Source organism: Vibrio sp. 1249-1 (assembly GCF_033340495.1).
The window spans coordinates 1-15088 of sequence record NZ_JAWOWJ010000006.1; the positions used below are offsets into that span (position 1 = coordinate 1).

The window sequence follows — 15088 nt, forward strand, 5'->3', positions numbered from 1 at the left end:
TACGGCCAAGAGCAAGAAATCAACATCAGCGCAAAAGCGGGTGACGATATCGAAGAGCTTGCGACTTACATTAACGGCCAAACTGACCTAGTGAAAGCCTCTGTAGACCAAGACGGTAAACTGCAAATCTTTGCTGGCAACAACAAAGTCGAAGGCGAAGTCGAGTTTTCAGGCGGCCTATCTGGTGAGCTAGGTTTGGGCGAAGGTAAAAAAGTGACGGTAGATACTATTGACGTAACCTCAGTCGGTGGCGCACAAGAATCTGTTGCTATCATCGATGCGGCACTGAAATACGTAGACAGCCACCGCGCAGAGCTGGGTGCATTCCAGAACCGTTTCAACCATGCAATCAGCAACTTGGACAACATTAACGAGAACGTGAATGCGTCGAAGAGCCGTATCAAAGATACTGACTTCGCGAAAGAAACGACTCAAATGACCAAGTCACAAATTCTATCGCAAGCGTCAAGCTCAATCCTTGCGCAAGCGAAACAAGCGCCAAACTCAGCGCTAAGTCTGCTAGGTTAATTTCAAACCTAAGACGAGAACCTCATTGGCTCGTGGTGAGAGATGAGCGAGTAAACCCAGCTTCGGCTGGGTTTTTTTCTGTCTTTTGGGGCCCCAGGATTTCTGCGAATCACGACATTAGAGCTTCATCACATTTCAGTAAGCCAAAGAAAATAATCGCAAAAAATTGAAAATTTCTTCTAAAGGATATTCATCGGTCGCCGTTAAAGGGACTGAGAGAAATGAGATGTACCTAAGTGAGGTGAGAGACACGACGGTACATTCACTAAAGCCTTAAGGAGATCAATTATGGCGATTAACGTTAATACTAACGTTTCTGCGATGACTGCACAGCGTTACCTAAACCAGGCAGCTGACGGTCAACAAAAATCAATGGAGCGTTTGTCTTCGGGTTATAAAATCAATAGCGCGAAAGACGATGCTGCAGGTCTACAGATTTCAAACCGCTTGAATGCACAAAGCCGTGGCCTAGACATGGCAGTGAAAAACGCAAACGACGGTATTTCTATTGCACAGGTTGCTGAAGGTGCAATGAATGAATCTACCAACATCCTACAACGTATGCGTGATCTTTCGCTTCAATCTGCGAACGGTTCTAACTCAAAAGCAGAACGTGTAGCGATCCAAGAAGAAGTAACAGCGCTAAACGACGAGCTAAACCGTATTGCTGAAACTACCTCTTTCGGTGGTAACAAGCTTCTAAACGGTACTTACGGTACTCAATCTTTCCAAATCGGTGCGGACTCAGGTGAAGCAGTGATGCTTTCTATGGGTAACCTACGCTCAGACACTTCAGCAATGGGTGGTAAGAGCTACGCAGCAGAAGAGGGTAAAGACGCATCTTGGACTGTTGGTGAGAAAACAGAGTTCAAAATGAGCTACACCAACAAGCAGGGTGAAGAGAAAGAGCTATCAATCAGCGCTAAGCAAGGCGATGATATTGAACAGCTAGCGACATACATCAACGGTCAAAACGATGATGTAAAAGCCTCTGTTGGCGAAGATGGCAAACTACAAGTATTTGCTTCTTCTCAAAAAGTTGAAGGTGATGTTGAGTTTTCTGGCAACCTAGCAGACGAGATCGGCTTTGGTGGTCCGAAAGACGTAACAGTGAAAGACATCGACGTAACCACAGTAGCTGGCTCTCAAGAAGCAGTAGCGGTTATCGACGGCGCTCTTAAGTCCGTAGACAGCCAACGAGCTTCACTCGGTGCTTTCCAAAACCGCTTCAACCACGCAATCAGCAACCTAGACAACATTAACGAGAACGTTAACGCGTCTAAAAGCCGTATTAAAGATACTGATTACGCGAAGGAAACCACTGCGATGACTAAGTCGCAAATTCTTCAGCAAGCAAGTACTTCAATCCTGGCTCAAGCGAAGCAGTCTCCATCTGCAGCGCTAAGCTTGTTGGGCTAAGTGGTAAACCCAGCCTGAGGTCAACACCTTAGTGCTGGGGCACCAAAGCGATAGATTCTATCGTTAGCCCATAAGGTGGAAGGGAGATTGTAATGGATATATCCTCCTACGCATCGAACATCCAGCCTTACGGCACGCCAAATGGCACAAAGTTTGCAAATAAAAATGGCAATGATATAGGCACGTCTAGCCCAGCAAATTCAAATGGTGAGATTTCGCCGCAAAAAGCGAAAAACACCGAATACGACTTCTCTGTTCAAGCTGCGATCGAGATGGCTGAAAGCCGTCAAGAATTGAACAAAGAAGAACGTGAAAAATTGGTCGCACAAATGAATGAATTTGTAACGTCCATAAACAAAGGAGTCGCATTTCGAGTGGATGAAGAATCCGGACGAGATGTGGTGACGATTTATGAAGCCAATACCGGTGACGTGATTCGTCAAATTCCTGATGAAGAAATGCTAGTGGTATTGCGTCGCCTAGCTGAGCACACAGCCAACAGCGGGTTGTTGACTGAAAAAGTGTAAGTCGTTTTTAGAGGTGATTTGATGAGTTTAGGCCCTTTGGGGATGTCTGGCGGCATGGATATTAATTCCATGGTCAGCAAAATTGTGGATGCCGAACGCGTACCAAAGCAGCAACGCATCGACAACGAACGCACGACAATTAATGCCAGTATCAGTGCTTACGGGCGACTCAGAGAATCATTGGATACGATGAAAAATCTCATGGCGAACTTTCGTCAGGAGAAAGCATTTGCCGTTCGCACTGTCGAAACGACCAATGACAATATCGTATCTGCCACGGCAACCACAGATGCTATCGCTGGCAAATATGCTATCGATGTGTTGCAGCTTGCTCAGAGCCATAAAGTCGCTTCTGACGTATTGCCAGAAGACGCAAAATTTGGCCCTGGTAAGCTGCAGATTTCGCTTGGTGATGAGCGTTTTAATATCGATGTTCGTTCCCGATCTAAGCTCATCGATGTCGTACGTGGCATCAATGGCGCTAAAGATAACCCTGGCGTTCGTGCATCTCTTATTAACGACGTCGAAGGTCCACGCCTTATCCTTGCTTCTAACCTCTCTGGTAAGGATCATCAAATCAGAGTCAGTGTGGAGGCAGAAAAAGGCAACCCTCTTAAATATTTCGAATACCAAACACTTGAAGACCGCGTCAACGCGCTTGAAGAAGCTCGTTCAGCGGCGGAAGATGTCTTAGGTCCTCTTAAATTTCCGGAACAACCAGCAGAAGAGCTGGATGCAAACGGCAATCCTCTACCTCCAGAAGAGCAAAAAGCGGCAGACGATGTACAAGATGATGCATCGCAAGCGCCAATCTCTGCGGCGGGTGCAGAAGCAGCCAAAGCTGGTCAAGAAGCCATTGATGAAGCCAACCGACGCGCGAGCTTACGCCCTGAAGACAGAATTCCAGGGTGGACAGAAACTGCGTCAGGTACTTTGTTGGACTCTTATGAAGAACCAGAGCTTGAACTCGACGAAAAGGCAATAGAGAAGGCACCAGATGTACCAGGCTGGAATAATGCCGCATCGGGCACCCTAACCGATTCTTACGTTACGACGAAAGAGGCTAAGCAGCTTCTTGAGCAAGAAAAAGCGGAAATCGAGCAAAAAATTGCGAGTGAAAAGCAAGCGTTAGACGAAAAAGTGGCACGTGGTGAACTTTCCGAAGCGCAAGCTAAGCAAATTCATCGCGCTAAACTTGATCCTCAAGAACGTGAGCGTCTGGAAAAAATTGATGAAGCAGAAGCGAAAATCGCAAAGGCACAATCTGCTTTTGAACAATACCTTGGGATGACAGAAGTACAAGCAGGGCAAGATTCAGAAGTTCTGCTTGATGGCGTGGCAAAGCTATCTAGCCACAACAATGTGATTGAAGATGCGATCGAAGGTGTTGATTTAACACTAAAAGGCAAATCAGAACCGAATAAACCGCCTGCTGAAATTGGTGTCGAGTACGACCGTCAAAGTGTACGCAACGATATCGAAAACTTTGTGGCAGCGTATAACTCGTTTTATCAAACCTCCCAAGCGTTGGCGAGTGTGGATCCGGTAACTGGCCAAAAAGGGCCGTTGTCAGGTGACAGCACCGTACGCAGTGCAGATTCACGATTAAAATCGGTCTTTTCTACTCGAATCGATAAAGCACCTGAAAACCTAAAGTCCTTAACAGAATTTGGCATTACGACCACACGTCAAGGCACCCTAGAAATCAACTATGACATGCTAGACCGCCAGTTGAACAATAACTTCAACGAGTTAGAAAAGTTCTTCGGTGGCAACACAGGTTTTGCTAAACGAGTAGAAGATGCGATTCACGGTATCACAGGTATTACAGGCAGTATTCGTACTCGAGAAAAAAGTCTCACAGAACAAAACTACCGTTTGAGTGACGATCAAGCGGCATTAGATCGCCGCATGGAAAGCCTAGAGAAGCGTACTCATGCGAAGTTTACCGCGATGCAAGATGCGACCGGTAAAATGCAAGGCCAGTTAGGCGCTTTGATGAGTGCGTTGGGTTAATAAATGCAAAAAGAACTCATGGAAATTAGTGATATAGATCAACTAATTACGCAAGAATTAGAAAAAATTGATTTTAATGCTGAAGAAATTCTTCGCTTGGTCGATATCAGGGAACGGTTATTGCAAAACCTGTTACCAATTATTCATCAAAATCCTTTGGTTAAGCAGGATGCAGAGTGGCAAGCATTGCTAACTCGTACCAAAAGAATTGTCGAGCTGATGCAATCGGAAACGTCAAAGGTCGGAAAAGAGCTCCATAAGTTTCGTTATGGCCAGCGTTCACTTCAGCAGTACAAAAAATTTATTTAAAAGAGGATTACTATGCGCGGTTCTTTGCAAGCATACAAAAAGGTATCAGTCGACAGCCAGCTTAGCGCGGCTTCTCCGCACAAAGTCATTCAAATGCTTATGGCTGGTGCGATTGAGCGCCTTATTCAAGGTAAAGCAGCCATGCAAGCAGGCAATATTCCAGCAAAAGGTGAGCGCTTGGGTAAAGCGTTAGACATCATTATCGCGCTACGCAGCTGTCTATCTATGGATGACGGTGGTGATATTGCTTCAAACTTAGATTCACTGTATGAGTTTATGATCACGCAAATTTCTGCTGCTAACCATCAAAATGAGCCTCAGCTGATCGACGACGTTATCGACATTATCCGTGAGATCAAGTCCGCTTGGGACCAAATCCCAACAGAGTTTCATAATCTTACCGCTGCTGAAGTTGGTATTTAATAGTCAAAACAATGCGTTAAGATACTAGACGAATATATTTGTCAATTGCGCAACGAGTTGTGTAGCAAAGTTTCTATCAAGCTCACACCTCTCCATTGCTTGGTTGCCTTATTTTTATATTCAAATAAAATAGAAGCCATTAGTAGCCCTAATGGCTTTTTTGTTGCTGATTTTCCTATTTTGTCTATCGTAAATTGAGTGTGGTGGTTCTGCCTTCTTTAGCACCCAATTGCGCAAATCAAGGTTTGGCCGCAACGCACCTAAAATAAAGGCAATCATTCTTACTTATGCATGGTTTGGCAAAGCTGCTTGTAATTGATGATGACGCATCAAGTCGTTTAAATTTAAGCAATATATTGGAATTTGTTGGAGAAAATTGCGAAGCGGTCAGTTCTGATCAGCTCAGCGATGTTGATTGGTCTAGCGTATGGTCGTGCTGTATTGTTGGTAATATTCCAGCAGGTCAAGCGGCGAGTACGGTTATCTCTCATTTAAACAGCGCTTACCACATCCCTCTTCTAGTCATGGGCCGTTTTCCTTTGCCTGTTGATGATCTTCCAAATTTTGTTGGTGAACTAGAGCTGCCGCTTAATTACCCACAGCTTAGTGAAGCGTTACGCCACTGCAAAGATTTTCTGGGGCGAAAAGGAGTGAATGTTGTTGCTAGTGCACGCAAAAACACGCTTTTTCGCAGCTTAGTTGGTCAAAGTAGAGGTATTCAAGAAGTTCGACACCTGATCGAGCAAGTATCAAACACGGAAGCAAACGTGTTGATCTTAGGTGAGTCCGGTACAGGTAAAGAAGTTGTTGCGCGTAACATCCACTATCACTCTTCATACCGCGATGGCGCATTTGTACCTATTAACTGTGGTGCAATACCGCCTGAGCTCCTAGAAAGCGAATTATTTGGTCACGAAAAAGGCGCGTTTACTGGTGCGTTAACTGCCCGTAAAGGTCGATTTGAGCTCGCAGACGGTGGCACGATCTTTCTTGATGAGATTGGCGATATGCCAATGTCGATGCAAGTAAAGTTGCTTCGTGTATTGCAAGAACGCTGCTTTGAACGTGTAGGTGGCAATAGTACCATCAAGGTAAATGTTCGAGTTGTGGCGGCGACACACCGTAATCTAGAAAATATGATTGAAGAAGGCACGTTCCGAGAAGACTTGTTCTATCGTCTGAACGTGTTTCCGATTGAGATGCCAGCGCTGAAAGAGCGCAAACAAGATATACCATTGCTGCTGCAAGAACTGATGACACGTTTAGAGGCGGAGGGCGGACAACCTATCTGTTTTACACCTCGTGCAATCAACTCACTGATGGAGCATAACTGGCCGGGCAACGTACGCGAGTTGGCTAATCTTGTTGAGCGAATGATTATTCTGTATCCAAATAGCTTAGTGGATGTAAACCATCTACCAACCAAATATCGCTACAGTGACATCCCAGAGTTCCAACCAGAGAGCAATCCATTTGTTTCGGTGGAAGAGCAAGAGCGTGATGTATTCCAAGATATCTTCTCTGAAGATTTTAGCTTTGAAGATCAAGACGACCTTGATCACAGCATGAACGCCCCGCAAGCGCTGCCACCGGAAGGGGTTAATTTGAAAGAGCTGCTGGCTGATTTAGAAGTTAATATGATCAGCCAAGCATTAGAAGCGCAGGGTGGCGTTGTAGCAAGAGCGGCCGACATGCTGGGTATGCGACGTACTACGCTGGTGGAAAAAATGCGTAAGTACAACTTACAGCGCTAGGTAAAGTGAAGTTTTAAGACGATATCTGAATTATCACTTGTGCTAGTTAACATCGTTTTTCTGGCATCCAAAACCGTCACCTCTGAGTGTCAACTTATTGTCGATAGCTTAACGTCCTGATAAATATATAAAATAGCTTGGTACGCTAATTGCTTACCAAGCTATTTTAGTTTTAGCGGCGATATTTCGACAGGCAGTAATGGATAACAACACCAATCAATCCCATTTAGATTCCGTAGAGAATCAGGTTGAGCGCTACAAACAGGTGCTCGATGTGATGCCTGCTGGAGTGATTTTGCTCGATACGTACGGAGTAGTGCGTGAAGCAAATCCAGAAGCGCACCGAATTCTTGAGATTCCACTGGTTAACGAAAAATGGTTCAACGTTATCCAGGCGGTGTTTGACCCACGTGAAGATGATGGCCACGAAGTTTCATTACGTAATGGCCGTAAAGTTCGACTCGCCATCTCGGCGTCCACAACAGGTCAATTGATCCTGATTACCGATTTAACCGAAACCCGTTTACTTCAAGCTCGTGTCAGTGATTTACAGCGCTTATCGTCGTTAGGACGTATGGTTGCGTCGCTTGCTCACCAAGTAAGAACGCCGCTGTCGAGCGCTATGTTATATGCATCCAATTTGGGAGCGCCAAATCTTCCTCCAGCGACAAAAGATCGCTTCCAAACCAAATTAATGGATCGACTGCACGATTTGGAAAAGCAGGTTAATGATATGCTGCTTTTTGCTAAAGGTGGTGATAATAAAGTCATTAAGCCATTTACGATTGCCCAGTTGGTAGCGGAATATCAGCCGATGGTCGAAACCGCGCTAAAAAACAACAGTATTGATTACTGCCTAGAAGTGGAAGAAGAACAAACTGAGCTACTAGGCAATGCGAACGCCATTGCATCTGCATTAAGTAATCTGGTCATGAATGCGATTCAAATGTCTGGTAAAGAATCGCAAGTCGATATTTTTTTCCGCCCGGTAAATGGTGAGTTACGCATTTCTGTGCAAGACAGCGGACCGGGTGTGCCCGAAGAGCTGCAAGCCAAAATCATGGAGCCATTTTTTACCACACGTTCTCAAGGAACTGGATTAGGGTTGGCAGTTGTTCAAATGGTTTGCCGTGCCCATGACGGTCGATTGGAACTTATTTCAGAGCAGGGTGATGGAGCCTGCTTCACCATGTGCATTCCGCTAGAGCGAGTGCAAACAGAAGCGCAATAAGCGGCTTTTGGTAATAACAATTTCTGGAGAATCATAATGGCGCAAAGCAAAGTGCTGATCGTAGAAGACGATGAAGGTCTTCGTGAAGCCCTAGTCGATACTCTGGCTCTGGCAGGGTATGAGTGGTTGGAAGCGGACTGTGCTGAAGATGCACTGTTAAAGCTGAAATCGAATACAGTTGATATCGTCGTTTCTGATGTGCAAATGGCGGGTATGGGTGGCTTAGCTCTGCTCAAAAGCATCAAGCAGAATTGGCCTAACTTACCAGTATTGCTAATGACGGCGTACGCCAACATTGAAGATGCCGTGTCTGCAATGAAAGATGGCGCAATTGACTACATGGCGAAACCATTTGCACCAGAAGTGTTGCTAAATATGGTCAGTCGTTATGCACCGATAAAAAGTGATGACAACGGTGACGCTATCGTTGCTGATGAGAAAAGTCTACGTTTACTCGCGTTGGCCGATAAAGTGGCACGTACAGATGCGAATGTTATGGTGCTAGGTCCTAGTGGCTCAGGTAAAGAAGTGATGTCGCGTTATATTCACAACGCGTCAAATCGTAAAAATGGTCCTTTTGTCGCAATTAACTGTGCCGCGATTCCTGACAATATGCTCGAAGCAACACTGTTTGGCTATGAAAAGGGCGCATTTACTGGTGCTGTTCAGGCATGCCCAGGAAAGTTTGAACAAGCGCAAGGTGGCACAATCTTGCTTGATGAAATCAGCGAAATGGACCTGAACCTGCAAGCGAAGTTGTTGCGTGTTTTGCAAGAGCGAGAAGTAGAGCGCCTAGGCAGTCGCAAAAGCATCAAGTTAGATGTTCGTGTGTTAGCGACGAGTAACCGTGATCTTAAGCAATACGTGTCAGAAGGAAACTTCAGAGAGGACTTATATTACCGCCTGAATGTATTCCCAATTGCGTGGCCTGCACTTAAAGAACGTAAAGGCGATATTGCACCGCTTGCCAAGCATCTTGCTGAGCGTCATTGCAGCAAAATGGGCATGCCAGTGCCTCAATTCTCGACCGTTGCGTTAGAAAAACTATTGCAATACCCTTGGCCGGGTAATGTTCGTGAATTGGATAACGTGGTTCAACGAGCGCTGATATTAAGTGAAAATGGCGACATCGATGCAGAGCACATTTTGCTTGAGGGCGTAGATTGGCAAGATGCCAATAGCTTGCAACACGTGGTGCAAAACGCAGATATGGTCGTGCCCAATGTTAAGCCAGTTGCTCAAGCTGAGAGTGTCAGCCGCCCAGTAACTGGTGGAGAAGGCTTAGGCAGCGAGCTGCGCGATCAAGAATACGCCATTATTTTGGAGACTTTGGTTGAGTGTAATGGTCGACGCAAAGAAATGGCGGAGAAACTGGGTATAAGCCCTCGAACCTTGCGCTATAAGCTTGCCAAAATGCGTGATGCTGGTATAGATATCCCGAATTAACACAGACAACGGCCATAAGACAAAAAGTGTAAGTAAATTGATTGCTAATGTCTTATGGCACGTTAATTGCTGTGTCAATAATCAGTTTTGTTAATAGTCAATCTTTTGGCTTAGAGGTGCTAATGAAAATTGATGGTATTCAGGCAGAAATGCGCGCCATGATGGTAGAAGCAACCAATACGGCTCCTACTGCAAGTGGGGCGAAAGTTGGAGCGGATTTTAACGATCTCCTAACTAAAGCCATCAATAACGTGAACACACTTCAAAAAGCATCTGGTGATTTACAAACCCGTTTTGATCGTGGTGATGCCGATGTATCCCTTTCTGACGTTATGATCGCTCGTAACAAGTCTAGTGTCGCTTTTGATGCGACGGTTCAAATTCGCAATAAACTCGTTGAGGCATATAAAGACCTCATGAACATGCCAGTGTAATTTAGGTAATAAGTGTGGCAGACAAGTCTACAGATTTAACCGTCACTGAAGGCGGCTCAGATGGTGCACTGGTAGCAAGTTCCGATGTGGATGTGGAAAGTCAAAATCCAGATCTAGAGGAGCGCAGTGCGTCAAAATTCGATATGGCAGTGGGCGACCTCGATTTACTTCGTCAGGTTGTGCTTGTGCTGTCGATATCCATCTGTGTTGCATTGATCGTGATGCTGTTCTTTTGGGTCAAAGAACCGGAGATGCGCCCACTTGGTGCGTATGAGACCGAAGAATTGATCCCCGTTCTGGATTATCTGGACCAGCAGAAAATCAATTATAAGCTTGATGGCAATACTGTTTCTGTTGAATCGAGTGAGTACAACTCGATCAAACTTGGCATGGTTCGTTCCGGCGTTAACCAAGCTACAGAAGCAGGCGATGATATTTTGCTGCAAGACATGGGCTTTGGTGTTTCACAACGTCTTGAGCAAGAGCGTCTGAAACTCAGTCGAGAGCGCCAATTAGCTCAAGCAATTGAAGAGATGAAGCAAGTTCGCAAAGCACGAGTGTTATTGGCACTGCCAAAGCACAGCGTGTTTGTGCGTCATAACCAAGAAGCGTCTGCGTCGGTATTTTTGACATTGTCGACAGGCACTAACCTTAAGCAGCAAGAAGTGGATTCTATTGTCGACATGGTGGCTAGTGCTGTGCCGGGAATGAAAACTTCTCGAATTACCGTCACAGATCAGCATGGCCGCTTACTCAGCTCAGGCTCCCAAGATCCCGCTTCTGCGGCGCGACGCAAAGAACAAGAATTAGAACGCAGCCAAGAACAAGCGCTGCGCGAAAAAATTGATTCCGTACTATTACCCATTTTAGGTTATGGCAACTATACGGCGCAGGTTGATATCCAAATGGACTTCAGTGCGGTTGAACAAACCCGCAAACGCTTTGATCCAAATACCCCTGCGACCCGCAGTGAGTACGCACTCGAAGATTACAATAACGGTAACATGGTAGCGGGTATTCCGGGTGCGTTGAGTAATCAGCCTCCAGCGGATGCCTCAATTCCGCAAGATGTGGCTCAAATGAAAGATGGTTCTGTCATGGGGCAGGGTTCAGTTCGTAAAGAGTCCACGCGTAACTTTGAGCTAGATACCACCATCAGCCACGAGCGAAAGCAGACCGGGACGGTGGCTCGTCAGACCGTTTCTGTTGCGATTAAAGACCGTCGTCAAGTTAACCCTGATACGGGTGAAGTGACTTATACCCCAATGTCCGAATCTGAAATCAATGCCATTCGCCAAGTATTAATTGGTACCGTTGGCTTTGATCAAGGCCGTGGCGATTTGCTAAATGTATTGAGTGTAAAGTTTGCTGAGCCAGAGGCTGAGCAGCTAGAAGAACCACCAATTTGGGAGCACCCTAACTTCAGTGATTGGGTTCGTTGGTTCGCAAGTGCATTAGTGATTATTGTGGTTGTGTTGGTTCTGGTTCGCCCAGCAATGAAGAAATTGCTTAACCCTACCAGCGATGATGAAGACGAAATGTACGGACCAGACGGCTTGCCGATTGGTGCGGATGGTGAAACTAGCTTGATTGGCAGTGACATCGAAAGCAGCGAACTGTTCGAGTTTGGCTCAAGTATTGATTTGCCAAACCTTCATAAAGATGAAGATGTATTGAAAGCGGTTCGCGCTCTGGTTGCGAATGAACCTGAACTGGCTGCTCAAGTAGTGAAAAACTGGATGAATGACAATGGCTAATGATATCGTACCTCAAGATGACAACGCCGCGGGAATGCCAGTAGAGCTGGATGTTTCAACCATTACTGGCGAAGAAAAAGCGGCAATTTTGCTACTGAGCCTTAATGAACAAGATGCAGCTGGCATTATCCGTCACCTAGAACCAAAACAGGTTCAGCGTGTTGGTAGTGCGATGGCTCGCGCGAAGGATCTCAGCCAAGACAAGGTATCTGCTGTTCATCGTGCGTTTTTGGAGGATATCCAGAAATACACCAACATTGGTATGGGCAGCGAAGACTTTATGCGTAATGCACTGGTTGCCGCTCTTGGTGAAGACAAAGCCAACAACTTAGTTGACCAGATCCTACTTGGTACGGGCTCAAAAGGTTTGGATTCTTTGAAATGGATGGACCCACGCCAAGTGGCGAGCATTATTGTCAATGAACACCCACAGATTCAAACTATCGTATTGTCTTATTTAGAAGCAGACCAATCTGCAGAGATTTTGTCTCAGTTCCCTGAGCGCGTGCGTTTGGATCTGATGATGCGTATTGCCAACCTTGAAGAAGTTCAGCCATCAGCATTGGCAGAGCTGAACGAAATCATGGAGAAACAGTTCGCGGGTCAAGCGGGTGCACAAGCAGCCAAAATTGGCGGCCTGAAAGCAGCAGCGGAGATCATGAACTACCTAGACAACAACGTCGAAGGTTTGTTGATGGAACAAATTCGCGATCAGGACGAAGACATGGCGACGCAAATCCAAGACCTAATGTTTGTCTTCGAAAACTTAGTCGAAGTGGACGACCAAGGTATTCAGAAGTTGCTGCGTGACGTACCACAAGACGTGTTGCAAAAAGCACTCAAAGGTGCAGATGACTCGTTACGTGAGAAAGTCTTCAAGAACATGTCTAAACGTGCTGCTGATATGATGCGTGATGACATAGAAGCGATGCCGCCAGTACGAGTGGCAGATGTAGAAGCCGCTCAGAAAGAAATCTTAGCAATTGCCCGTCGAATGGCGGATGCTGGTGAGCTCATGTTGTCTGGCGGTGCTGACGAATTCTTATAATTTCTATTGCTTCGCAATTATCCTATTGCGGAGCACCCTCACTTCTTAATCGAACACACAATAGGTAACCCATGGCTGGCGATAGAAAACGTGGATTTATCCGTCCTGATGAAGATGATTCGATGATCGAACCTCAACGTTGGGGGCTGCCTGATTATGGCGAGCCTAAAGCCAAACAAGCAAAACAAACCGCGTTCAACTATGACCCGGGGTGGGTGCCGAATTTTGATGAGCCTGAAGAAGAGCAGCCACTTGCGCTAACCGAAGAACAAATTGAACTGATTAAGCAAGGTGCTTATCAAGAAGGCTTACATCAAGGTCAGGAAGCTGGCTTTAAGCAAGGTTACGACAAAGGTAAAGAAGAAGGGTTGCAAGCCGGCCATGCTGAAGGTCTCGAGCTCGGAAAAGCTGAAGGGGTAACTGCAGGGCAAGAATACATTCAGCAGCAAGTTGAAACTTTTATGAACTTGGCCAATCAGTTTGCTCAACCTTTGGAGCTGATGAATGCTCAGGTTGAAAAGCAGCTGGTGGATATGGTGCTCTGTTTAGTTAAAGAAGTGGTGCACGTTGAAGTACAAACCAACCCTCAAATTATTTTAGATACAGTGAAGCAGTCGGTTGAAGCGCTACCAATATCAGGCCACCCTATTACCTTGCACCTGAATCCAGAAGATGTCGCGATTATTCGTTCAGCTTATGGTGAAGAAGACCTTAATTGTCGCAACTGGACGTTAGTTGCTGAGCCATCGCTCAATCGAGGTGACGTCCAGATTGAAGCCGGTGAATCAAGCATTAATTATCGCATGGAAGAACGCGTCAAAAGCGTATTGCACAGCTTTTGTGGCGCAAACCGTCATCAAGAGGGCGAGTAATCCATGCAAGCACTCTCTGACCGCTTAAAAAGCTACAAAGTTGAAGGCCTTACGACGCGTCCTGTCGCCTCTGGCAAACTGGTGCGTGTGGTTGGGTTAACGTTGGAAGCGACCGGCTGTCGCGCACCAATTGGCAGTTTATGCTTAGTGGAAACCATGTCAGGTCAGATGGAAGCCGAGGTTGTCGGCTTTTCAGGTGACAACCTATTTTTAATGCCAAGCGAACAAATTACGGGCATTTTACCTGGCGCGAGAGTCACCCCTTTAACCAGTGACGCTGGTTTGCCTGTCGGCATGGAGTTACTTGGGCGCGTGATAGACGGGGTTGGGAATCCACTTGATGGACTTGGCCCTTTGTATACCGATCACCGTGCCTCTTTTAATGCCGAACCAATTAACCCGTTGGCTCGAAAGCCAATTTCTGAACCGCTCGATGTTGGCCTAAAAGCCATCAATGGTTTGTTGACGGTTGGTAAAGGTCAGCGTATCGGTCTGTTTGCAGGTTCTGGTGTGGGTAAATCGGTCACGCTTGGCATGATGACGCGAGGCACCACCGCACAGGTTGTGGTCGTCGGCCTGATAGGTGAGCGTGGACGTGAAGTTAAAGAGTTCATCGAAGAGATCTTGGGTGAGGACGGTCGTTGCCGCTCAGTGGTGGTCGCGGCGCCTGCCGATGCTTCACCTCTAATGCGCTTAAAGGGGTGCCAAACGGCATTAACGATTGCTGAATACTTCCGGGACCAAGGGTTAGATGTTCTGCTATTGATGGACTCGTTGACTCGTTTTGCACAAGCACAGCGTGAAATCGCACTTTCTGTTGGTGAGCCGCCAGCGACGAAAGGCTACCCGCCTTCTGTATTTGCCAAGCTGCCAGCGCTGGTTGAGCGAGCGGGTAATGGAAGTGCCGAACAAGGCTCGATTACGGCGTTCTTTACCGTGTTGACCGAAGGGGATGATTTGCAAGATCCGATAGCGGACGCATCGCGAGCCATTCTTGATGGCCATATTGTACTTTCTCGTGAAATGGCGGATGCAGGCCATTATCCGGCGATTGATGTCGAGAAGTCGGTGAGCCGTGTTATGCCGCAAATCACGACCGAAGAGCACGTTCTGATGTCAAAAGCGGTGCGACAGGTCTTGTCTATTTGTCGCAAGAATCAAGATTTGGTCTCGATTGGAGCGTACAAACCGGGTACCGATCCTGCTATTGATGGCGCATTTACTTTGAAACCGAAGTTAGACGAATACTTGCAGCAGAGCATGAAAGAATCGGTGCCATACGATATGTGCGTCAATATGCTTAGAAACATTTTGGGTGGGTGAT

Annotated in this window: 14 protein-coding genes; all 14 read left to right on the top strand. The window is 46.3% G+C overall.

Annotated features, from left to right (window positions below):
* Window positions 1–528, top strand: a 528-nt coding sequence (locus R7Z50_RS12450) for a flagellin (RefSeq protein ID WP_256964111.1), incomplete at its 5' end; no start/stop codon positions are given.
* A 288-nt stretch (window positions 529–816) separates the two neighbouring features.
* Window positions 817–1947 (top strand): flagellin, encoded by a 1131-nt coding sequence (locus R7Z50_RS12455; protein ID WP_005380449.1) that lies wholly within the window; start codon window positions 817–819, stop codon window positions 1945–1947.
* 92 nt (window positions 1948–2039) lie between these two features.
* Window positions 2040–2474 carry a flagellar protein FlaG gene (gene flaG, locus R7Z50_RS12460; RefSeq protein ID WP_005384493.1) on the top strand — a complete coding sequence of 145 codons (435 nt, stop codon included), beginning with the start codon at window positions 2040–2042 and terminating at the stop codon, window positions 2472–2474.
* Between the two features lie 21 nt (window positions 2475–2495).
* On the top strand, window positions 2496–4490 hold the full coding sequence (gene fliD / locus R7Z50_RS12465) for a flagellar filament capping protein FliD (protein ID WP_005384492.1): 1995 nt from the start codon (window positions 2496–2498) through the stop codon (window positions 4488–4490).
* Between the two features lie 3 nt (window positions 4491–4493).
* Window positions 4494–4799, top strand: a complete 306-nt coding sequence (locus R7Z50_RS12470; protein WP_005380456.1) for a flagellar protein FliT — start codon at window positions 4494–4496, stop codon at window positions 4797–4799.
* A gap of 12 nt (window positions 4800–4811) precedes the next feature.
* Entirely contained in the window at window positions 4812–5222 is a 411-nt protein-coding gene (gene fliS, locus R7Z50_RS12475; protein ID WP_005380457.1) for a flagellar export chaperone FliS, read from the top strand.
* A gap of 287 nt (window positions 5223–5509) precedes the next feature.
* The gene (locus R7Z50_RS12480; RefSeq protein WP_005384490.1) at window positions 5510–6976 is read left to right on the top strand and encodes a sigma-54 dependent transcriptional regulator; all 1467 of its coding nucleotides are present in this window, start codon (window positions 5510–5512) and stop codon (window positions 6974–6976) included.
* A gap of 199 nt (window positions 6977–7175) precedes the next feature.
* A complete protein-coding gene (locus R7Z50_RS12485) occupies window positions 7176–8207 on the top strand; it encodes a sensor histidine kinase (RefSeq protein WP_005380459.1) in 1032 nt (343 codons plus the stop codon).
* A gap of 36 nt (window positions 8208–8243) precedes the next feature.
* Complete coding sequence (locus tag R7Z50_RS12490; RefSeq protein ID WP_005394318.1) at window positions 8244–9653, top strand: sigma-54-dependent transcriptional regulator; 1410 nt, start codon at window positions 8244–8246, stop codon at window positions 9651–9653.
* Window positions 9654–9775: 122 nt separating this feature from the next.
* Window positions 9776–10087 (top strand): flagellar hook-basal body complex protein FliE, encoded by a 312-nt coding sequence (gene fliE, locus R7Z50_RS12495; RefSeq protein WP_005384482.1) that lies wholly within the window; start codon window positions 9776–9778, stop codon window positions 10085–10087.
* A gap of 14 nt (window positions 10088–10101) precedes the next feature.
* Window positions 10102–11844: a flagellar basal-body MS-ring/collar protein FliF gene (gene fliF / locus R7Z50_RS12500; protein WP_005380462.1), complete on the top strand. Its 1743-nt coding sequence runs from the start codon at window positions 10102–10104 to the stop codon at window positions 11842–11844.
* Entirely contained in the window at window positions 11837–12892 is a 1056-nt protein-coding gene (fliG, locus tag R7Z50_RS12505) for a flagellar motor switch protein FliG (protein WP_005380470.1), read from the top strand. The genes fliF and fliG overlap by 8 nt, the downstream gene beginning before the upstream one ends.
* Window positions 12893–12963: 71 nt before the next feature.
* Window positions 12964–13764 carry a flagellar assembly protein FliH gene (gene fliH / locus R7Z50_RS12510; RefSeq protein WP_005394317.1) on the top strand — a complete coding sequence of 267 codons (801 nt, stop codon included), beginning with the start codon at window positions 12964–12966 and terminating at the stop codon, window positions 13762–13764.
* A gap of 3 nt (window positions 13765–13767) precedes the next feature.
* Entirely contained in the window at window positions 13768–15087 is a 1320-nt protein-coding gene (gene fliI, locus R7Z50_RS12515) for a flagellar protein export ATPase FliI (RefSeq protein ID WP_318149110.1), read from the top strand.
* Window position 15088 lies beyond the last annotated feature (1 nt).

Excerpts from the sequence above, each read along its gene's own strand:
- R7Z50_RS12455 (WP_005380449.1), top strand. The coding sequence starts at position 817 with ATGGCGATTAACGTTAATACTAACGTTTCTGCGATGACTGCACAGCGT.
- flaG (WP_005384493.1), top strand. The coding sequence starts at position 2,040 with ATGGATATATCCTCCTACGCATCGAACATCCAGCCTTACGGCACGCCA.
- fliD (WP_005384492.1), top strand. The coding sequence starts at position 2,496 with ATGAGTTTAGGCCCTTTGGGGATGTCTGGCGGCATGGATATTAATTCC.
- R7Z50_RS12470 (WP_005380456.1), top strand. The coding sequence starts at position 4,494 with ATGCAAAAAGAACTCATGGAAATTAGTGATATAGATCAACTAATTACG.
- fliS (WP_005380457.1), top strand. The coding sequence starts at position 4,812 with ATGCGCGGTTCTTTGCAAGCATACAAAAAGGTATCAGTCGACAGCCAG.
- R7Z50_RS12480 (WP_005384490.1), top strand. The coding sequence starts at position 5,510 with ATGCATGGTTTGGCAAAGCTGCTTGTAATTGATGATGACGCATCAAGT.
- R7Z50_RS12485 (WP_005380459.1), top strand. The coding sequence starts at position 7,176 with ATGGATAACAACACCAATCAATCCCATTTAGATTCCGTAGAGAATCAG.
- R7Z50_RS12490 (WP_005394318.1), top strand. The coding sequence starts at position 8,244 with ATGGCGCAAAGCAAAGTGCTGATCGTAGAAGACGATGAAGGTCTTCGT.
- fliE (WP_005384482.1), top strand. The coding sequence starts at position 9,776 with ATGAAAATTGATGGTATTCAGGCAGAAATGCGCGCCATGATGGTAGAA.
- fliG (WP_005380470.1), top strand. The coding sequence starts at position 11,837 with ATGGCTAATGATATCGTACCTCAAGATGACAACGCCGCGGGAATGCCA.
- fliH (WP_005394317.1), top strand. The coding sequence starts at position 12,964 with ATGGCTGGCGATAGAAAACGTGGATTTATCCGTCCTGATGAAGATGAT.
- fliI (WP_318149110.1), top strand. The coding sequence starts at position 13,768 with ATGCAAGCACTCTCTGACCGCTTAAAAAGCTACAAAGTTGAAGGCCTT.